Annotated in this window: 20 protein-coding genes; 18 read left to right on the forward strand and 2 right to left on the reverse strand. The window is 45.0% G+C overall.

Features of this window, described 5'->3' with window-relative positions:
- Positions 1–269: 269 nt before the first annotated feature.
- From BM736_RS06970 to BM736_RS06980, 3 genes are all read left to right on the forward strand, one after another.
- Complete coding sequence (locus tag BM736_RS06970; RefSeq protein ID WP_076410291.1) at positions 270–743, forward strand: universal stress protein; 474 nt, start codon at positions 270–272, stop codon at positions 741–743.
- 318 nt (positions 744–1,061) lie between these two features.
- On the forward strand, positions 1,062–1,493 hold the full coding sequence (locus BM736_RS06975) for a universal stress protein (RefSeq protein WP_076410293.1): 432 nt from the start codon (positions 1,062–1,064) through the stop codon (positions 1,491–1,493).
- Positions 1,494–1,631: 138 nt separating this feature from the next.
- The gene (locus tag BM736_RS06980; RefSeq protein WP_076410295.1) at positions 1,632–2,075 is read left to right on the forward strand and encodes a universal stress protein; all 444 of its coding nucleotides are present in this window, start codon (positions 1,632–1,634) and stop codon (positions 2,073–2,075) included.
- A gap of 140 nt (positions 2,076–2,215) precedes the next feature.
- Here BM736_RS06980 and BM736_RS06985 read toward each other — a convergent pair whose 3' ends face one another.
- Positions 2,216–3,055, reverse strand: coding sequence for a LysR family transcriptional regulator (locus tag BM736_RS06985; RefSeq protein WP_076410297.1), 840 nt, complete (start codon positions 3,053–3,055; stop codon positions 2,216–2,218).
- A gap of 609 nt (positions 3,056–3,664) precedes the next feature.
- Here BM736_RS06985 and BM736_RS06990 point away from each other — a divergent pair.
- The 5 genes from BM736_RS06990 (at position 3,665) to pcaF (ending at position 9,449) form a co-directional block, all read left to right on the forward strand.
- Entirely contained in the window at positions 3,665–5,308 is a 1,644-nt protein-coding gene (locus BM736_RS06990; RefSeq protein ID WP_076410300.1) for a hypothetical protein, read from the forward strand.
- Between the two features lie 101 nt (positions 5,309–5,409).
- Positions 5,410–6,120 (forward strand): 3-oxoacid CoA-transferase subunit A, encoded by a 711-nt coding sequence (locus BM736_RS06995; RefSeq protein WP_076410302.1) that lies wholly within the window; start codon positions 5,410–5,412, stop codon positions 6,118–6,120.
- Positions 6,117–6,791: a 3-oxoacid CoA-transferase subunit B gene (locus tag BM736_RS07000; RefSeq protein ID WP_076410304.1), complete on the forward strand. Its 675-nt coding sequence runs from the start codon at positions 6,117–6,119 to the stop codon at positions 6,789–6,791. The genes BM736_RS06995 and BM736_RS07000 overlap by 4 nt, the downstream gene beginning before the upstream one ends.
- A 51-nt stretch (positions 6,792–6,842) precedes the next feature.
- Positions 6,843–8,204 (forward strand): aspartate aminotransferase family protein, encoded by a 1,362-nt coding sequence (locus tag BM736_RS07005; RefSeq protein ID WP_076410590.1) that lies wholly within the window; start codon positions 6,843–6,845, stop codon positions 8,202–8,204.
- A 42-nt stretch (positions 8,205–8,246) separates the two neighbouring features.
- The gene (pcaF, locus tag BM736_RS07010; RefSeq protein ID WP_076410592.1) at positions 8,247–9,449 is read left to right on the forward strand and encodes a 3-oxoadipyl-CoA thiolase; all 1,203 of its coding nucleotides are present in this window, start codon (positions 8,247–8,249) and stop codon (positions 9,447–9,449) included.
- Positions 9,450–9,561: 112 nt separating this feature from the next.
- Here pcaF and BM736_RS07015 read toward each other — a convergent pair whose 3' ends face one another.
- Positions 9,562–10,146 (reverse strand): TetR/AcrR family transcriptional regulator, encoded by a 585-nt coding sequence (locus tag BM736_RS07015; protein ID WP_076410306.1) that lies wholly within the window; start codon positions 10,144–10,146, stop codon positions 9,562–9,564.
- Positions 10,147–10,300: 154 nt separating this feature from the next.
- Between BM736_RS07015 and BM736_RS07020 the strand changes: the two genes are divergently transcribed.
- From BM736_RS07020 to BM736_RS07065, 10 genes are all read left to right on the forward strand, one after another.
- Positions 10,301–11,359: an alkene reductase gene (locus BM736_RS07020; RefSeq protein WP_076410594.1), complete on the forward strand. Its 1,059-nt coding sequence runs from the start codon at positions 10,301–10,303 to the stop codon at positions 11,357–11,359.
- 316 nt (positions 11,360–11,675) lie between these two features.
- On the forward strand, positions 11,676–12,056 hold the full coding sequence (locus tag BM736_RS07025) for a hypothetical protein (RefSeq protein WP_256717750.1): 381 nt from the start codon (positions 11,676–11,678) through the stop codon (positions 12,054–12,056).
- A 138-nt stretch (positions 12,057–12,194) separates the two neighbouring features.
- The gene (locus BM736_RS07030; RefSeq protein ID WP_076410310.1) at positions 12,195–12,890 is read left to right on the forward strand and encodes a HupE/UreJ family protein; all 696 of its coding nucleotides are present in this window, start codon (positions 12,195–12,197) and stop codon (positions 12,888–12,890) included.
- Positions 12,891–12,986: 96 nt separating this feature from the next.
- Positions 12,987–13,664, forward strand: a complete 678-nt coding sequence (locus BM736_RS07035; RefSeq protein WP_372828496.1) for a hypothetical protein — start codon at positions 12,987–12,989, stop codon at positions 13,662–13,664.
- Between the two features lie 497 nt (positions 13,665–14,161).
- Positions 14,162–15,790: a DUF1254 domain-containing protein gene (locus tag BM736_RS07040; protein WP_076410312.1), complete on the forward strand. Its 1,629-nt coding sequence runs from the start codon at positions 14,162–14,164 to the stop codon at positions 15,788–15,790.
- 320 nt (positions 15,791–16,110) lie between these two features.
- Entirely contained in the window at positions 16,111–17,736 is a 1,626-nt protein-coding gene (locus BM736_RS07045) for a methyl-accepting chemotaxis protein (RefSeq protein ID WP_076410314.1), read from the forward strand.
- 144 nt (positions 17,737–17,880) lie between these two features.
- On the forward strand, positions 17,881–18,357 hold the full coding sequence (locus tag BM736_RS07050) for a hypothetical protein (protein ID WP_143562355.1): 477 nt from the start codon (positions 17,881–17,883) through the stop codon (positions 18,355–18,357).
- Between the two features lie 260 nt (positions 18,358–18,617).
- Positions 18,618–19,571, forward strand: coding sequence for a zinc metalloprotease (locus tag BM736_RS07055; RefSeq protein WP_076410318.1), 954 nt, complete (start codon positions 18,618–18,620; stop codon positions 19,569–19,571).
- Positions 19,572–19,576: 5 nt separating this feature from the next.
- The gene (locus tag BM736_RS07060) at positions 19,577–19,984 is read left to right on the forward strand and encodes a hypothetical protein (RefSeq protein ID WP_143562356.1); all 408 of its coding nucleotides are present in this window, start codon (positions 19,577–19,579) and stop codon (positions 19,982–19,984) included.
- Between the two features lie 281 nt (positions 19,985–20,265).
- Positions 20,266–20,607: a Fis family transcriptional regulator gene (locus tag BM736_RS07065; RefSeq protein ID WP_076410323.1), complete on the forward strand. Its 342-nt coding sequence runs from the start codon at positions 20,266–20,268 to the stop codon at positions 20,605–20,607.
- The last annotated feature ends 120 nt before the right edge of the window (positions 20,608–20,727 follow it).

The following is a 20,727-nucleotide window of genomic DNA, read 5'->3' on the forward strand; positions in this document are numbered from 1 at the left end:
CAATGCAAATAAGATCTACCGTTGAATGAAAATCATACAAAAATATTGTGATATTGGGGGGATATGTGACCAAGATCAATGTCTATAAAATGGCCAGGTTTAGACTGATATTAAAGGGTTAAACATAGGAATTAATGAAAGATAAATAGAGGTTTTAAGCCTGTTTGGGGGAGTAGTCTTTGGCAACGTCTATTAGCGGTTGAAATTGAGATTGTTTTAGCTGAGTAGCTCGAGAGTTACTTAATAAAATGAGTAAAGAGGAGAAGCTTATGAGAACTCGTCAAATAATTTGCCCAACAGACTTTTCAGAAACGGCTTCGCATGCTTTCAGGTATGCGGTCGAGATGGCCAATTTTTATCATGTCGGTATTCGTTTAGTACATGTGATAGACCAACCCGTTGGTAATGAAAGTTATCAAATATTAGCGATAACGCCTGAAGAGATGGTTGAAGGCATGGAGCAAGCCGCTGCGGAGAAGATGAATGCATTTCTTAGCGAGATGGAGGCGCAACTAGAGCGAGACGTAAGAGGGTATTTGGGGTTGGATAGTGATCTTTCTATTGAAACCGTTATACGGCGTGGCTCAGCGATTGAACAAATCTTGCAAGATGCTGAAACATCAGAAGCTGGGATGATCGTAATAGCCAGTCATGGTCGTACAGGCCTATCTCATGCATTACATACTAACATTGCAGAAGGTGTAGCTAATGGGGCTAAATGCCCGGTAATGGTCGTGAAATAAGGCGAGTGGCTTCATAGAATTAGCTATTTTTCTTGCTTAGTTTGAATGGCTATATTTATAGGCATAAATACGACTGAAATCGTTCATTAATACCTTGTGAATAACGCCCTTTGGAGCCACTGTGAACTATAATTAAAAAGCGTTACTTAGTCTGTACAAGTAGTTATTACCTGTATGAGTGTACAAACATTAACGTGGCCCTATGGGCTAAGTATGGCGTAGCACGTATTCGTAAATGCTAACAGCACGTTGCTGGCGAATGCTGCGCTATCTACTCGAATCTAATTATGTACAGAGTCCTATCTGTTAGGAGGTATTATGAGAACACGTCAAATTCTCTGCCCTACAGACTTTTCTGAAACAGCTTCTCATGCCTTGAGCTATGCCATAGAGATGGCAAACTTTTACAAAGTGGGCGTTCGTTTATTACATGTAGTCGATAAACCTTTTGGGGATAAGCATACTCGTGTATTAGCCGTAACACCTGATGAATTGGCTGCAAGAATGGGCAATGAAGCGGCTGGTAACATGCGTAAATTGATCGGCACCTTAGATGAGGCATTAACAATAGAAGGTGTTATTCGTCATGGCCACCCCGCTGAAGAGATCTTAGCATCGGCAGATAATATCCATGCGGGAATGATAGTGATGGCCAGCCATGGGCGAACGGGTTTGCCGCATTTTCTACATGCTAATGTCTCAGAAGATGTCGCGAATCGAGCTAAGTGCCCTGTGCTAATCGTTAAATAGCAATGATTAAGTCGCAATGATTAAGACACAGTGGAGTAAGTCGCTGAGTTAAGTAAAGCGGTTAGCTAATTTGCCGTTAAAAACGTTTGTTTGATTCTGAGTTCTACAATTTGATAATAGTTATTTTAGGAGTGTGTTATGCGTACCCGTCATATATTGTGTCCTATCGACTTCTCAGAAACAGCGTCCCATGCTTTAGGGTATGCCATTGAGATGGCGAACCTTTATGGAGTCGATATTAGGTTGCTCAATGTGATCAGTCTGCCTTACGGTGCACCAGATTATGGCATAGTGGTCGACAGCCCCGCAGAGCTACTGCAAGATCAAGAAGCCCATGCTGATGAGAAGATGAAGCAGATTGTATCTGAAGTGCGTGAGCAGATGCCTAAAGGCTTAATGGTACATACTAACATTCGTACTGGCGGCGTGTTGGCACAGATTTTAGCTGAGGCTGAAGAGAGCGAAGTGGGGATGATAGTGATAGCTAGCCATGGTCACACTGGCTTATCTCATATGCTCAGCCCAAATGTCGCAGAAGCTGTAGCAAATCAAGCTAAGTGCCCTGTGCTAGTGGTTAAGTAAAACTGTGATAGCAATTAGGGTGCCTCTGGCTGGTTATAGACAAGCAGTACCACTCGAGCCAATAGGGCTAGCGAGTACAGTTAACCACTTTTCTGCCTATATGGCCGGACGCTGCGAATGTAGCGGTGAGACTCTTGTTCCTATAGGGCCGATGCTCTGCAGACCGAAAGTACAGCGGCAATGATAGGATCGTTTTGGCTGCCACTCTTGTAGGCTAGCCCAATTCTTTTTGTTAGTTTTGTATCTTCGATTGGCCGTAATACAAACCCATCACTGTGAGTGATCTCCTGCCAGTCTGGCAATAGTGCGGCCCCAACTCCAGCGCTTACAAGCGGCCATGCATATTCTATGGTCCTGATGTTTGCTCTTATCTGAAACTGCACCCCCTTCGATACCATCGCCTGTTTAAGCTTTTCTAGTGCATCGCAGGGGGTACGGTTAATGAAGGAGATACCATCCAGATCTTCAAGTGTAATTAAAGGCTTAGTGGCTAGTGACCAATTTTTTGGAATCGCAAGTTGATAACTGTCCTGCCAAATAGGTAGAAACTCCTCACCACGGCAAGCAGATTGAGAGAGTACGACTCTTGCATCACAGGGCTCATCAGGATCAACTAATGTTAATTCAAGGTTGTCTATTCGTTTTGAGAGGTCATTAAGTAAAGAGCTCATTCGCTCGGCACCAAGAGATCGCATCAAGCCGAGCTTTAACGGTACTGGAGTTGGACCGTCGTTAAACAGATGTAGAATAGATTGTTCATTATCACTCATCTCTCGCGCTAACGGATATAACTTATCGGCAGCTGAGGTCGGCCTAACCCCTCCTGAGTGACGGATGAATAGCTCAATATTCAATAGCTGCTCAAGTTGCGAAATGGCTGCAGTAATAGAGGGCTGAGACACAAAGGATGACTTAGCTGCACTGGTAATGCTGCCCTGCTCATACACTGATTGAAAGTATTTAAGTGATCTTAATTTCATGGTTATCCTGCTACGAGCTACGAGCTACGAGCTACGAGCTATAAGCTATAAGCTATAAGCTATAAGCTATAAGCTATAAGCTATAAGCTATAAGCTATAAGCTATAAGCTATAAGCTAGGAGCTATAAGCTAGGAGCTACTAGTTACTAGGCCAAGCTAGTGAGCTTTAAGTTGTGAATTATCTGCGATAAGTAAGGGCAACATCTAGATGCTGAAACAAGTTCAGCATGACTGCATGCTCAAGTTAATGATAGCTTTGCACTCGTTCACGACTGTTTTGGTCTCGTTCACGACTGTTTTGCTTATTGCATTGTGCTGTCATCCTGAGTTCATCTCAGGATCTAGCTCTGTTTCAATTTTTGCTTGTGCTCATATCTTTTTGTGCTCTATCTTTTTCTTGTGACTTGTGACTTGTGACTTGTGACTCGTGACTTTTCTACTCTCAATTTACTTACACTTTTCTATGGCTTCAACGCTGCCCCATAGTTTTTACCTATACCTTACATAAAAAGATAGTATTTTTTCTATATCCACAAAAAATATATGGTTAACAGGTACGAGTTAAATTTTGACCGATATCACACTTTAAGAATGGATAGGACAATAATAATGAGCACTCAAAACCCTGTTGAGCAGATCTTTGTAACTACAGATTCTACTGCAAATGCCGTTTCATCAGCTTCCACTCCAGCTTCAAACAAACACCTTGTCGTAAACCTTGAAGCCCGTGACCGTACAATGGCCCGCTATGGTTACAGCGATGAAACTACAAAGATTATTGAAAATGAAAACCTCTTGCCAACGGGGATGTTGAGTCGTTTACATGCTTCTTTTCCACAGCATTCAGGGCTACTCGAGAGTCGGGAATTTCTTTTTACCGATAAGGAGCATTATTCAGGTCTCTCTGGCTTTCGCGAAGTGTGCGCCATTCTTAATCACAACGGTATCGACATCGGTCATATCGATGAGCGAGAGTTTTTCGTTGAGGTTTACCGTTTTCTGGCGACGCGTCACTCACTTAATAGTATTAACTGGGATGATTACCCAACGGATTCTGTGTTCCAGTTAGTTTTCCCACAACCTGGGATGATCAATGACGCGACGACCAAGCGATATATCGATGCTGGTGATGCTAAATCCCGTACTCAAGTCGCAATTGATTATATGGAGGAGACCAATCCCCATGATGGCAACCAGCAGTTAAACAAACCTTGGTTTGTTAACGATGAAGGGGTTCTGGAGTTTCTGGATGGCAGCCAGCATAAGTATCCACAATGTCAGCTGGTATTTGATAAGACTACCCAAAACTGCTTCTCATTTTGTACTTATTGCTTTCGTCATGCACAGGTACGTGGCGATGAAGATATGTTTATCCAAAAAGATATTGCCCAGTTACATGAGTACCTAAGACGTCATCCTGAGGTCACAGACATTCTTATCACAGGTGGGGATGGCGGTTATATGCCCATGAGCCGATTAAAGCAGTATGTAATGCCGCTCATTGAAGATCCGTCACTGCTTCATGTAAAAAATGTCCGCTTAGCGACCCGTGCACTGACATTTCAACCAGAGATAGTGCTAACAGAGAAGTACGAAGGCATGCTTGAGCTGTTCGATACCATGCGCGATAACGGTGTACAGCTTGCATGGATGGCGCACTTTTCAACGCCTCGAGAGTTACTTAATCCAAGTACATTAGCTGCAATTCGTCGCCTGCAAAACCATGGTGTCAATATACGTAGCCAAAGCCCGATGATGAATCATATTAGCTTGTTTATGGATGAAAACGGTGGCGTTGATGTCGAGCGTTCATCACAAAGCTGGATCGACTTGTCCAACATTCTTGGCATGCTCTGTATTGGATTCCACTCTATGTACTGCGCCCGCCCGACTGGTGAGCATCATTATTACACTGCGCCATTGGCTGATATGAGTAAGATTTTTAACCGTATCTATCGTTCACTAGCTTCAATTAATCGTCCATCACGTCATATCTCGATGACAATCTCAGCTGGCAAACTGGCTATTCTTGGCACCTCTATTGTGAACGGTGAGAAGTGCTTTGCACTGCAATTTACCGAAGCGAGAAATATGGAGTGGATGGATAGGGTTATCTTGGCTAAATATGATGAAACCGAGAATACCATTGACTGTTTAACTCCATTTGATACAGAAAAATTCTTCTTTGAGGATGAGCTTAAAGAGATTGAAACTAAGTTGGCTGATGCACTGCAGCAGAGAATGACCGCTTAATGAGGGGCGGATTTACAGGCTGTACCTTCTGGGGAGGCCTCTTTTGAAGTAACAAGTTTGATTTAGAAAACGTCTGACGTAAAACTAACTTGGAATAAAAGATGATAAATAAACAAGCTGGTTCAGCTGCCGAAGCGGTAGCGGATATATTTGATGGTGCAACAGTGATGATTGGTGGTTTCGGCGAATCGGGGAGCCCGATTGAGCTGATTCATGCGCTTATCGATCATGGTGCTAAAAACCTTACTGTTGTTAATAACAACACTGGTAGCGGTCATGTGGGTTTGGCTGCTTTAATTGAAAACGGGCAGGTGGGCAAGATGATCTGCTCATTTCCACGTACCGCAAATTCTACGGTTTTCCCCGATCTGTACCGTGCAGGAAAAATAGCGCTTGAGCTCGTTCCCCAGGGCACCTTAGCTGAACGTATTCGTGCTGGTGGCTCAGGCATTCCCGCTTTTTATACGGCAACATCAGTAGGCACACCGCTAGCTGATGGCAAAAAGCATGAGATATTTGATGGTCGTGAATATGTCCGTGAGCTAGGTCTTACCGCTGACTTTGCCTTGATCAAATCCTTGCAAGCAGATCGCCTCGGCAACCTACGCTATAACAAGACGGCGCGAAACTTTGCTCCTATTATGGCGATGGCGGCTAAGTGCACCATAGTACAGTCTCAAGAGTATGTTGAAGCTGGCGCTATCGACCCAGAGGTCGTTGTAACACCAGGGATCTTTGTCGATCGTATTGTGACCATTAACCAACCCGCTCAAGAATCTAAGCTTGTCAGTGCAGGAGTGACCTACCCATGAGCAGTTCAGTAACCGATAGCGCACTTGTTAAACAGTTAGGTTGGGATCGTGAGCAGATGGCGCAAAAAGCGGCTCAAGATATTCCAGATGGTGCTTACGTAAATCTTGGTATAGGTATTCCCGAAAAGGTTGCGCGCTACGTGCCTGAAGGGCGTGAGGTGATCTATCACACTGAAAATGGTCTGCTGGGTATGGGACCAACACCAGATGATGAAGATATCGACTTTGAGCTGATTAACGCGGGTAAAAAGCCAGTTTCGGCCATAGCGGGAGCAGCCTATTTTCACCATGCTGATAGCTTTGCAATGATCCGCGGTAAGCATATAGACATCTGCGTGCTGGGTGCGATGCAGGTATCGAAACAAGGCGATCTGGCGAACTGGTCTACAGGGGCGATCGATGCCATTCCAGCTGTAGGCGGTGCGATGGATCTGGTTGCAGGCGTGAAAACCATCTTTGTTATCACTCAGCACAACACTAAGCAGGGAGATGCAAAGTTGCTTGAAAACTGCACTTACCCACTGACAGGGCAAGGGGTTGTTAGCCGGATCTATACTGATCTTGCGGTCATTAAGGTGACTAAGCGTGGCTTTGAGGTGGTTGAGTTAGCACCAGGTGTCGACTTTGACTATGTACAGCAGCGAACGGCGAGCGAGCTAATTCGCGCATAGCGTTTGAGCGGACAGATAGTTAAGTGGATAAATGGAATTAAGATAATGCCAATGTCTAATAAAAATGAGAGCACCAACAAAAGTGCACAGCTTTACCAAAAAGCCTTGAGCTTGATGCCTGGTGGTTGTAGCCGTAATACCGTGCTACGCAAACCAAACCCTCTTTATGCAGAATCTGCCACAGGTTGTGTTGTTACTGATATCGAGGGGGTGGCACGGGTTGATTTTGCCAATAATATGGCTGCTTTGATCCATGGTCATGCTCAGCCTAAAATTGTTGAAAATGTCACAGCGCAGCTGCAAAAAGGTAGCGCTTTTACCTTAGCCACTGAAGTTGAGATCGATTACGCCGAGCACCTCTGTAGCCGAAATGAAGGTTTTGACAAGCTTCGCTTTGTAAACTCTGGCACCGAGGCGGTGATGAGTTGCCTAAAAGCAGCTCGTGCCTATACAGGACGAGCTAAAATTGCCAAGGTCGAAGGTGCTTACCATGGTCTATATGACTATGCCGAGGTCAGTCAGACTGCATCGCCAGCCACTTGGGGGGATGAATCTGCACCCAATAGCGTACCAGTTGCATTTGGTACGCCACAAGCGGCGCTCGATGATGTGGTCGTCATCCCCTTTAATGATGTAGCGCGCGCCATCGCCATCCTAGATAAGCACAAAGATGATCTTGCTTGCGTATTGGTCGATCTGTTACCTCACCGGGTGGGCTTAATCCCTGCTTCAACCGAGTTTGTTGTTGCGCTTAGAGAGTGGACTGAGCGACATGGTTCATTGCTGGTATTTGATGAAGTGATCACCTTCAGAAATGGTTATGGCGGGGCGCAGGACAAGTATCCGATTAATCCAGACCTTACCGCTATGGGGAAGATGATCGGTGGCGGCTTTCCTGTCGGTGCTTTGGCGGGAAAAGCTGAAGTGATGGATGTGATGAACCCACTTAATAGCAAGGTGCTGTTCCCACACTCAGGAACCTTTTCTGCCAACCCTGTCACTATGGTAGCGGGACTCACCGCTATGCAGCTATTTGATAAGCAAGCGGTGACAGAGTTAAACCAGCAGGGCGATAACCTTAGAGCGATGATCGCTGATGTGATTAAGCTGGTCGACGTACCAGCGTGCGTCACAGGCGATGGCTCAATGTTCCGTATCCATATGAAGGTTAAGCCACCGGTTAATTATCGCGACGCCTTTGCAACGACTGGTGAGACAACGCTTATGACTGCTTTAGTGGATCATCTATTTGATAATGGTTTCATGATGATCAACACCTGCTCAGGCACTCTATCGACAGTGATGAGTGACAGGGAACTTGCTCACTTTGCTGAGGTGCTTCATGCTGGTTTTAAAAAGCTTAAACCGCAGTTCGAAGCCTTGAAAGTTGCAGAAACAACAGAAATAGAATAGGAATAACTAATGAGTTCAGATAGCTTAACTCTCGATGAAGTAATGACAAGCGTCTATATCTGCGATGCCATAAGAACACCTATTGGCCGCTATGGTGGCGGGTTATCATCAGTTCGTGCTGACGATCTAGCTGCGTTGCCAATCAAGGCGCTGATGGAGCGAAATCCTGATGTGAACTGGGCTGAGTGTGATGACCTATTGATGGGGTGTGCTAATCAATCAGGCGAAGATAATCGCAATGTTGCCCGCATGGCAGGTTTGTTGGCAGGGTTGCCTCAAGAGGTACCCGGTTGCACGGTGAATCGCTTGTGTGGATCAGGGTTAAACGCCATTGGTGATGCGGCGCGTGCGATTCGCACCGGCGAAGCGGATTTGATGATCGCCGCTGGGGTTGAGAGTATGTCTCGTGCCCCCTTTGTGATGCCTAAGGCGGCCACACCATTTTCCCGTTCCACTGAGTTTTATGACACTACTATGGGCTGGCGCTTCATCAATCCTAAGCTTGATAAAGCGTACGGCACCGAAGCGATGCCGCAGACGGCAGAGAACTTAGCCGAGGATTTTGGCATCTCCCGCGAAGCGCAAGATAGCTTTGCCTTCAATAGCCAGAAAAAGGCGGCAAGTGCGCAGGAAGCGGGATTTTTTGAAAATGAAATCGTCCCTGTGATTATTCCTGTTCGCCGTGGTGAGCCAATGGTGTTTAGCAAAGATGAGCATCTTCGATTATCTCCCCTTGAAAAGCTAGCCAGCTTAACGCCGCTGTTTGAAGGGGGCTCTATCACTGCGGGTAATGCCTCGGGGATCAACGATGGTGCTGCTGCGCTACTGCTTGCATCCGAAGAGGGAGTTAATAAGCATAAGCTTAAACCAAGAGCGAAAATACTCGGTATGACTGTTGCGGGTGTTCCTCCAAGAATTATGGGGCTAGGACCCGTTCCTGCGACTAACAAGCTGCTTAAGCGCCTAGGCTTATCACTCGATGATATGGATATTCTTGAATTTAATGAAGCCTTTGCGGCGCAGGCACTAACTTGTACTCGTGAACTTGGTTTGAAAGATGATGATCCACGTATCAACCCTCAAGGTGGGGCAATCGCGTTAGGTCACCCTCTTGGAATGAGTGGTGCTCGACTTGCCACGACGGCAGTCAATCAGCTTGAGCGTACTCAAGGGCGCTATGCTTTGTGCACCATGTGTGTCGGTGTCGGTCAAGGGATCGCTATGGTCATCGAAAGAGTGGCTTGAGCAAAATGCGTTGCAGTTAGCCAAGTGAAGAGGGAGAGCTAGGTGCGAGTGCTTAGCTCTCCTTGGTAGAGTCTTAGTACTGAGACTTAGAGCTAGTACTTAGTACTTAGTGCTAAGCTCTACACACATCTTGATATAGTTGGTCGGCAAGCTGTTTGAGCGTATCCGCTTCAGGGTGAGTGTGGGCAAAGGTACGTAGCCCGTAAATCCCCATCATTAAAAAGCGTGCGCGTTCATCCGCTTTTCTGCTTGCAGCAATCTCACTGTTTTCAATTGCCTGTTCAAATACTTCGGTAATAGCCTGCTGCCAATCAGCGAGGTTAGCTGTAATGATCCCATGGACCTCCTCGTCTTGCTCCGCGAGTTCATTGAGTGCTTTAGTTAGCAAGCAAGCCTGGGCTGCATCACAGCTTTGACACTCTTTAACGATATTATCGAGGTAAGCTTTTAACGCAGTCAGTGTTGTCCCCTGACCACTGAAAAATCCCTGAAACTCAGCACTTCTATCCAGTTTATACTGCTCGAGAGCAGCCAGCAGTAGGCCGCGCTTATTTTCAAAAGCACAGTAGATAGAGCCTGGGTGTAACCCGGTTGCCTGTTTTAGATCTTGCATACTGGTCTTGCCATAACCTTTATTCATAAAGGCGGTCATGGCAGATCTTAATACTTTTTCTCTATCGAATTCGGCATTACGCATGATGCTATTGAGCTCTCTATTGTGCAGTGATGGAGGTTCAGCATGAGCTGATTAAGGCTATTGTACGCTTTGTTGAACGTTTATTCAAAAAAGATCTTGAATGAGCATTCAAGAAAGGTTATCTTGAATGCTCATTCAAGAATCAGAGGTCGCTATGACTGATAACCTATTTCAAAGCTACGCGCTAAATGACACGCTCACACTGAAGAATCGCATCCTTATGGCGCCACTGACTCGTTGCATGGCAGATGATGAATTAGTACCAACACAAGCGATGGCTGACTACTATGGCCGCCGCGCTGAAGCGGGCCTTATTATCTCTGAAGCTGTGATTATTCGCCCTGATGGCCAAGGCTACCCAAATACTCCGGGTTTATTTACTCCTGCTCAGATTGATGGTTGGCGTGTTGTCACTGACGCAGTCCATAAAAGTGGAGGCAAAATATTTGCTCAGCTTTGGCATACTGGCCGCGTCGCTCATCCGCACTTTTATTCCGAAAAGTGGGGAGTTAACGATGAAGTTATCGCCCCATCAGCAGTCGGGTTTGAGGGCACGGTCCCAAGAATGCGTGAGCTGAATTATCAAACCCCACGCGCAGTAACGGCAGTGGATATTGAGCAACTAGTGGCTGATTATGCTCAGGCTGCAGCTAACGCAATTGATGCAGGCTTTGACGGAGTCGAGATCCATGGGGCAAATGGCTACCTGATTGATCAATTCCTGCATTTTGACAGTAACCAGCGCAGTGATGAGTACGGTCAGACTGCAGAAAACATGAGTCGCTTTCCTCTGGCTGTTGTCGATGCGATAGTGGCAAGAATTGGTAACGATAGGACAGCGCTACGTGTATCACCGGGTGCTTATGTGCATATTGAAGCTGATGCACGTGACAAAGAGGTATTTGACTATCTACTACCTGAACTTGAAAAGCGCGATCTTGCCTATCTACACATAGGTATATTTGATGATGCAATGAGCTTTGAGCATTTAGGCGGGAGCGCTTCAAGCTATGTTCGCACTACCTATAACAAAACTTTAGTGGGTGTAGGTAGCTACACGGCTGAAACAGGCAGTGAAGCAATTAGCGATGATAAATTTGACCTGCTTGCTATTGGTCGCCCCTTTATCAGCAACCCGGACTATGTAGAGCGCGTTCGTGAAGGTAAAGAGCTAGTGACATATTCAGAGGAGATGCTGGCGAGCTTAGTTTAAGTTAATCAAAGCAGACTATTACTGAAGCCAACAACAGAAGGGTTAGCAATGTGCTAACCCTTTTTGTTTTTATAAAATCTGACGTTAATTTTTGCCCATGCAGGGAAATAGGTGCATCTCTTATCTTGATAATCAGGTGTGGGATCTGATTTAATGGCGACGACTGATGACTAATAATTGATTGGAGTAGAAACTGAAAGCAGATGCTTCACAGCCAAGACTTGCCGCCTATGGCCAGCCTAGCTCGAAGATCACACTAGCAATATTGCTGGTGGTGCTTATCTGTCAGTTTTTCGCCGTTGGTTCCGCTTTTTCTGTGCAATACCCCAGTGGTAAACACCCTATGGGTAGTGATGTGAGTCATCATCACAGCCATGTATACAGCCAGGCTAGCGCTGATAACTCAAACAGTGCTACTGGCCATGATGCTCATCATCATGGTGTTATTGCATTTAATGCCACAGAGCCTGTGCCTTCAGTGAACGATAGTAGCAGTAATAGTAATTTGCTAGCTTATAGCGCTGTATCGGCGACTGAAGCTGAACATGAGCATGCTAATCACTCACACACTCCGTCTCATCCACCTGCAGAACCCCTATTTATTGCGAGCTTTTTTCAAATAGCGATCCTCAGTGATGATGAGATCACCTATACCAATCGTCGTTACGCGCCACCCATTCCGCCTCCTTATAGCTAATACTCTTCATTTATTTAGCGTTTAATCAGTATTTTACGATTAGCGCTGTTCCAATTTAGTGAGACACTTTTGCTAGCGCTTAGCGCCTAGAGTTTAAGTGTACTTACCTGATTCAAAATTTGTATTTGGAGTATCTGTATGAGCCAATCTTTGGCGAGTGCTATCAAATTTTTGGTGGTATTTTTAGGGCTATTTGCCTCTTTTTCTCTCTTTGCCCACGGGGTAGATGAGGATACTAGGCAGTTTTTAACACTTAACGAAGGGGTATCGATTCTGCCCTTTATCTATATCGGTGCCAAGCATATGGTCACCGGCTATGATCACCTGTTATTTCTGGTTGGGGTGATCTTCTTTCTGTTCAGAACGAAAGATGTTGTGCTGTATGTCAGCTTATTTACCTTAGGTCATAGTATTACCCTGCTATTTGGTGTGCTCAGTGATATTCAGGTTAATGCGTATTTGATTGATGCCATCATCGGCTTTTCAATCGTCTATAAGGGCTTTGACAACTTAGGTGGTTTTAAGCGCGTTTTTGGTTTTCAGCCCAATACTAAGCTAGCGGTTATTATCTTTGGCCTGTTTCACGGCTTTGGTCTGGCGACTAAAATCCAGGAGTTTAATCTGCCTGAAGACGGCCTAGTCACAAACATTTTAGCCTTTAATGTTGGGGTAGAAATTGGACAATTTTTGGCGCTAGGTTTAGTGCTTATTTTAATGAGTTTTTGGCGACGACATGGGAGCTACCTGCAGTTTTCAACCGCAGCGAACACCTTGTTGATGAGTGGAGGTCTGATGTTAGTTGGTTTCCAGTTAACAGGCTTTTTCGTTAGCTAACGTCCACACATAGCCCATTTTTATTTATGCATGCTTACTGAAGGTGAGTCATGCAGCCAAAACAGATTTAAGATTAAGGAAAGACCGATGACAAATATGACAAACAGTAATCAGACTAGCCAGAAAGAGACGGTCACCAGCGCGGTGAACACGATAGATATTCCTGTGCACTCCACAGCAACCTTAGCCAAAGCCAGTCTGGTAGCCGCAGTGATCGCTGCAGTGGTTTTGACCACGGCAATCTTGCCTGCGGAGTATAATATTGACCCTACCGGAATCGGCAAGGCGTTAGGCTTGACTCAGATAGCAGAAGCGGCAAGCACCGCTCCCGCGACTGAGACTAGTACTAGCGGTAGTGAGACGGTTATCGCTTTTGAGCAAGTTGCTACAGTAAAAACGAAAGAGATAGCGAATGCGCCTACTGTTGCACAGATAGCTCAGGCTCGAAAAACCGCTGGCGTCAGAAGCGACACAGTTAAGATTGATATTCCTGCCGGAAAAGGGCTTGAGTATAAGCTGATAATGGATGAGTTTACGCATCTGGAATATGAATGGAGCACTGGTGGAGAGGCGTTATATTTTGATTTCCACGGTGAACCCAAAGGAGACAGTACTGGTTATTTTGAAAGCTTTTCGATCACCACATCGAATAAGGTTAAAGGCTCACTGACTACGCCTTTCGCTGGCTCCCATGGGTGGTATTGGAAGAATAAAACCAATGCCCCTATCACTGTGACTTTATCAACAAAAGGTGATTACACCATTAAAGGATAAGTCGATAGCTAGTTAAATCAGCAAAGGGCAGCCATTAGGTTGCCCTTTTTCATGCAACTCACTTGAGTCGTAAGTAATGTGCTCCCCAAGCTATAGGGAAATGCCATATGACTCTTAGTATTGGGTTGTAGCTGCATCTTATTGGATTGTTTGAATTATCTAGCATATTACCTAGCGGGTTTGTAGTATGTTTGCAAAGTTTTTGTAACCTATCATTAACTTCGGATTGTTTTAGGGATGAAGTAAAAAAATGGCTCGCTACAAACTCACCTTCTTCCTGAACGACCCCATTAAAGCGTTATAGCAGCCCATGTTGCAGCAGTTAATCGATGTCTACTCGTTTACTGTGCAGGTTTTTTTAATGTCCTGATATCTACATGGGTTCTATTTTTAGGAACCACAAGTTTCATTAGCTGCTGTTTTTGAGAACCCTGTTTATTTGTAAGCTACAGAAAATGTTCAAACCTGCTAATGACCGTATTCAACGGAGAAGTATTATGAAAGCTAGCCCTAAACTGCTTGTTAAAGCCGCACTACTGAGTAGTTGCATCATTTCAGCGTTATCAGGCGTGGCTATTGCTGGCGCTGCTGGTAATGAGGTTACCCCTGGTTTTAACCAGAAGATCCCAGAAGAGATTATGACGCCAAACAAGGTTGAGACGCGTATCGGCGAGCTTAACTTTTATGATGGTATTCCAACTGATGAGACCTTAACTAAGGTTTACGATAACTTGGACTTTGTTCGTGGTATCGATGTGTTCCTTAACTTTATTCCAGCGACTTCGGTTGAGGGGATTCGATTAGGGTTTAAATCCCTCGGTGTTGAAGACTCTAATGAGGTGCTCGTTTTTGATAACCTTATGGACTCTAACCCACTCTTCTTAACCGGTAACACTGATACCGTCTACGCTGGTGCTATGCTCGATCTTGAGAAAGATGGTGTGACTGTGGTTGAGATCCCAGCAGGAGCAGGCCCAGGTACATTAAACGATGCCTTCTTCCGCTTCGTTGTCGACATGGGCGCGCCGGGCCCTGATGCTAAAAAAGGTGGCATGTACGTGATTCTTCCACCTGATTACAAGGGAGATCTTAAACCGACCAAGAATGGCATGGCAGATCGCGGCAGTGATACTCGCGCCACTATCATGGTGGGCGATAAAGAGCAGAAGGTGTGGATTGCTCAATCTAAGAGCTACAACAACTGGCTGATTTTGCGTGGCTTCCTTAAAGATGGTAAGCCTGATCACGCCTCGAACATGTGGCGTACAGGTCTTAAAATTTACCCGTTAGCCGATGCTAAGAACCCTAAGAAGATGGAGTTCACAAACGGCTCAGGCAAATACTTCAATACGGTTCATGCTAATGACTATAAGTTTTATGAAGAGCTTTGGCATGTGATCCAAAAAGAGCCTGTATCATTTATCGACCCTGAGCTTCGCGGTCAAGCTGCGGCTATTGGCATAGAGAAGGGCAAGCCTTTTGACCCCGATGCTCGCATGAAGGCCATCTTAAAAGATGCCGTTGCTGTTGGTAACGCCACTGCACGTAGTATCGCTTTTAAGACCCGCGACAAGAGCGCTTATATGTTTGAAGGTAAGCAGTGGTTTACTGGTTTTATTGGCCGTGATTATCGCTGGTTAAAAGATGGTGGTAACGGCGGACGTAACATGGACGCCCGTACCTTGTTCTTCTACCTAGCGACGGTAAATACACCTGCTATGGCGCTGCAAGTTCCGGGCGTAGGCTCAAACTATGCAATGACCACAGGTGATAAGAATGGTGAGATCCTTTATGGCGAGAAGAACTATAAAGTAACGCTTCCTGCCGATGCGCCAGCGAAAGACTTCTGGTCTATGGTAGCTTATGACCCTCAGACTCGCTCAGAGCTGCAGGTGCCAGGTGGCTCTAAATACCCAAGTAAGAACAACAAGCGTGATAAGCTAATTTACAACGAGGATGGCTCGGTCACCTTGTACTTCGGCCCAGATACTCCCAAAGGTTTAGAGGCTAACTGGACAGAAACCACACCGGGTAAAGCCTGGTTTGCCATGTTACGACTATACGGCCCACTACAGCCTTGGTTTGATAAAGTTTGGCAACCAAGTGACTTTGAGCTTGTTAAGTAACAACTTTTTATAAGAACATTCTTGGTTTGAATAGCTCTGACTAAGTTCTTTAAAGGAAGCCCCGCTTTGATAAGCGGGGCTTTTTTATATCTCCCCCCCCTCTCTGTATTAGGAGTGGCTAATGCAGATGTTATTGCTATAGCTCCGGCAGGAGAGACGCATTGTTTTATTTAACATGTCTGTTTTCCTCTCTGTTATCGTCTGGTTAAAAAACACTCTTGATATTTTTATTGTTTGTTATGCTTAATTCTCAGGCTCAAAAAATGGAATAGCTGAGCTAGTAGCAAAGGAAGTGATAAATTTATTCAGTAGGTAGAGTAATGATCAACTTGCAGATTAGACAAAAAATGACTTTGGGCTTATTGGTACCGTTAGTTTTATTAGTTAGCATTAGTTTTTTAGCTGTGAATATGATGGGGAAAATTGAAGCTGGTGTCACCAGTATATATAACGATAGAGTCGTTCCTTTAGAAGACCTTAAGGTTATCGGAGATGACTATGCCGTTTCGGTTATCGATGCTGTCAATAAAGCGAATGCAGGAATGTTTAGCGCCGCCCAAGCAAGTCGTGCAATGAGTGATTCCAGTCGTAATATCAGAGAAAAGTGGGACGGGTATATGTCAACAACCTTGACTAATGAGGAGTCTAGGTTAGCGGCTGAAGCCAATCAACTATTTAGCCCTGCCAATCAAAGAATCTCTCAGCTTGTTAGCAAGCTCAACAGTATGCAAGGCGCTGCAACTGGCCAGCTGAATGATGAAATAGCCCCCCTTTATGATGTGATCGATCCTATCAGTGGCAAAATTGCTGAGTTGGTTAGCCTTCAGTTAAGGGTAGCGGGTGAGGAAAAAGGTAAGGTCGATGAGATCTACTCATCCTCAATGACTATTTTTATTGTCTTAACCTTAATTGCCATTGTGGCCAGTGCCTTGATTGGTCTTTGGGTGACTAAGGCTGTAATGGGCCCTATTGATAACATAGTTACCACACTGAATACAGTCCGGGTTGACTCCGATCTCACAGTGAAGTTTAAGACCTTTAAGGATGATGAGCTCGGTCAGATATCAACGAATTTAACTCTGGTTATTGAGCATCTACGTGGCATTCTTAATTCTATATCGATTGCCGCAAACACCGTTGGAGACTCGACAGTAAAGTTAAGTGAGTTTACTCAGCAAACGAACGATAGGATGCAGCAACAGCAATCGGAGACCGAGCAGACTGCTACAGCAATGAATGAGATGACGGCAACCGTTGCAGAAGTCGCAATGAGTGCGACTAATGCTGCTGATTCTGCAAGAGATGCCGAAAGTAATGCGACCAAAGGTAATGGTATTGTTCAGGAATCAGTTTCTAGCATGTTTCTGCTCTCTAAGCAGATAGAGCAAACTTCAGAGGTCATCACTCATTTAGCCAGTGAGAGTCAAAATATTGGTAGTGTTTTAGATGTGATTAAGGGGATTGCCGAGCAGACAAACTTATTGGCATTAAATGCCGCTATTGAGGCAGCCCGAGCCGGTGAACAGGGGCGAGGTTTTGCCGTGGTAGCTGATGAGGTACGAACCTTGGCACAGAGAACCCAAGAATCGACTCAAGAAATCGAATCAATGATCGATGGTTTACAAAAAGGGGTACAAGAAGCAGTAGGTTCCATGAAAGTGGGTACCGAGCAGGTTTTTGATGCCAATGAGAAAGCCAGTATGGCTGGCGAGGCACTTAATGAGATAGTACTCTCTGTCGATAATATCAGTAATATGAATACCCAGATAGCCACTGCAGCTGAAGAACAAAGCAGCGTTGCGGAAGATATAAACCGAAGTATTATTGCTATCAGTGACATTGCACAGACCTCCACCATGGCGGCTGAAGAGCTAACAGGTTCAGTCGCTGAACTTACTGAACTATCGGAAAGTATGCGCGAACAAGTTAGCCAGTTTAAGCTCTAGGCACCTCAGCGACTATACCGATTATTGCTATAGCCAAAAGCCTTTATAATGAATGGCTCTATCGTTCCCTCTTAAGCTTCCTCTAAATGATGTCGATAACTAAGTTATCGACATCATTCTGGAGACAGCGTTGTGGGGATGGGTATGCTGGTGAACCTTTATCATGCAATCTCACTTCCTGTAAAAGGGCGGGGTGGTACTGCGCCTGCTGCTCGACACTCTCTCTCCATAGAAGCTAGGCCCATAGAAGCTAGGCTAGTTAACGATGGGGTAGAACAAAGGCTGCCTGAAGATGTAGTGACACTCTCCGATGCTGCCAAGCAATATCAAAAGGATAAGGAAGCACTCGATAGCGCACTTGGTAAGCTGTTAAATGGGAAAAATGCCAATATAACTCAACAAACGCTGCGCAATGAAGATGAGGGATTATCTGTCATTGAAAAGCAGATTGAGCGTATTAAAGAGGAGCTTGAGAGGCTTAAACAGGAGTTAAGAGCCATAAGTGGTGACAACTCAGAGAGCGCTAAACTTGAACGCAAAATCATTCAAGAGCAGATGATGCTCTTAACGGTAGAGATGATGAGCCTACTGGAGCGCAAGATGAGTCAAGCAAAGGCTTAGCGGTTGGTGATTGGCACTAGCCCCCTTATACGAGTTAAGCGGACTAAACCAAACTGAAGAATCAGGAAGTAATAATAAGAGTGTCTAGCAAAAGAGATTTTGAGTGCGAATCAAACTAAGTAATGTGCTTAATAGCGAGAAGACAGCGAGAAGATAAAGATAAAAAGTTAAGGGTGTAGGTTATAATTTAATCAGTAAGGACGCTTGAACATAATCATAAATAGAGAAGAGGGTAGCTTACCTTCTTGGAGGTTGTTGAGATGTTTCGGTTACTTTTGATAATGATCAGCTTACTCGTAATAGCTATTCCTCAATCCATGGCCAATGGACCAAACCCAGATGATAACGGCTGGGATCATGCCAACCCTAATGCGGCTTTCAAACGATGTGCTACACGAACACCCACTGAGCGAGAAGTTGAAATGCTAGATGCTCACCTAAAAGCTATGTTTAAGCCTGGTAACGGAAATGGCAATGGCGGTGGAGGTAATGGCGGAGGTGGTAATGGTGGAGGAGGCTCAACTCCGTACACTCCCATTGGTAAAACTATTCCTGTTTATTTTCACGTGATCACAAGCAGTACTGGGAGTGGTGATGTAAGTGATAAAATAGATGAGCAAATGTCAGTACTTAATAAAGCGTTTGCAGCTAGTAATGGTGAGGGAGGCTTTGATACCAAGTTTAACTTTGTTTTGGTCGGTAGTACAAAGACGCCAAACGATGCCTGGTATACAGCTGGACCTAATAGTAGTGCAGAGGCTGAAATGAAAAGAGCCTTACGCCAAGGGGGAGCCGAAACATTAAATATCTATGCAAGTAACCCTGGTGGTGGCTTATTGGGTTGGGCGACATTTCCTACTAGTTACGGTAATGCGCCACTCGATGACGGAGTTGTCATTCTTAACCAGTCTATGCCAGGGGGGACAGCTTCACCTTATAATGAAGGCGATACAGCCACCCATGAAGTCGGTCATTGGTTAGGCTTATATCATACCTTCCAAGGTGGTTGCAGTAAGTCAGGCGATCTTGTATCTGATACGGCAGCAGAGCGCTCACCAGCATATGGCTGTCCAACGGGCCGTAATACATGTAGGAAAGGAGGAGATGATCCTATTGAGAACTTTATGGATTATACCGATGATAGCTGCATGTTTGAGTTTACAGAAAGACAGTCTGAGCGTATGGATATCATTAGCGGTAGTTATCGTTGGTGAGGAGAATGTGCAATATCTGTAACTTTTCAATGGTAATGAAAAGTGCGGTAATTTTATCAGGTATCGTGCTTTGTGGTTATGTATCAGCAGAAGGACGCCTTCGTCCTCCTGCTGACTTTGAATGCGACCCCAACCATATGACCTCCTGGACTGGAGAGTTAGTATTTTACTGGCGAGATAGGCTACAACTGGGTTTCACTATCGACACCGATGACGGCACCCAAGAGTCTCTAATCCTTCCCTATAGTCAGCATAACTTCCTAATCAATGGCGAGGAGTTTACCCATGCAGATTGGTCTAGAGTTGAGTCTGAAGAGGGGACGTTAAAGCCGATGGTGCGAGCTAGGGTTTGGCTGTGTGATAACGACGGTCATGCAACCTTAATTGACTGGCAGGTTAGCCAGTATATTTGACTGTTTGCATTTGGTTGGCTTTAGGTTTGACATTGACATTGACATTGACATTGACATTGACATTGACATTGGCTCATCGCCCAGAAAGTCTCAGCTTCATTAGTATTTATCGCTCAAAGCCGTATGTTCACTGATAGTTTCCAAGTCAACTTCATCTCTTTGTTTAACCTCTGTAGCGATTAGCTCTGTAATATTAGCGCTAGCAAATTTGCGATGACTTCCTTAGGCTAAGCAAAAGGTTGGCCTCTGTATTTGGGGCATGAAATGGATCATGAGTCGCGATGAGAAAGTCTGATAAAAAAATAGAAAACAGTTTGAGGGAGTCGCTGACTCAAGTGTGTGAGCAGGCACTGGAACAGGTGGAGGGCTTTGAGTGGATCACGCACTTAGTCAATTATGACAACTTTCCACAGTCTCTAAAAATCATCTGTGTGTTTGATACCAACGAGCAGCTTTCAGCTGCGTTAGAGAATAAACAGGATGAGTACTTAATTAAGCTTATTCAGCAAGCGCTGACCAAGGTATCGATTAAGGTTAAAGACTTGTCCGCTAAGGTGAGTTTTGATACCGAAGAGAATTGCAGCCGTCAAGATGACGGCAAGTGGAGCAGTAGACTTAGGTAATTTGTTGGTAGTGCTATCACCAAGCAGTAAAAACTCATCTGATAGCAATATTGGTCATGAAGCCATTTTTTTAATACAAGATACTAGCGTTATTCAGAAGGGGATAGCTGACATAACCGG

It is taken from the genome of Shewanella sp. UCD-KL12 (assembly GCF_001957125.1).
Classification (GTDB): Bacteria; Pseudomonadota; Gammaproteobacteria; order Enterobacterales; family Shewanellaceae; genus Shewanella.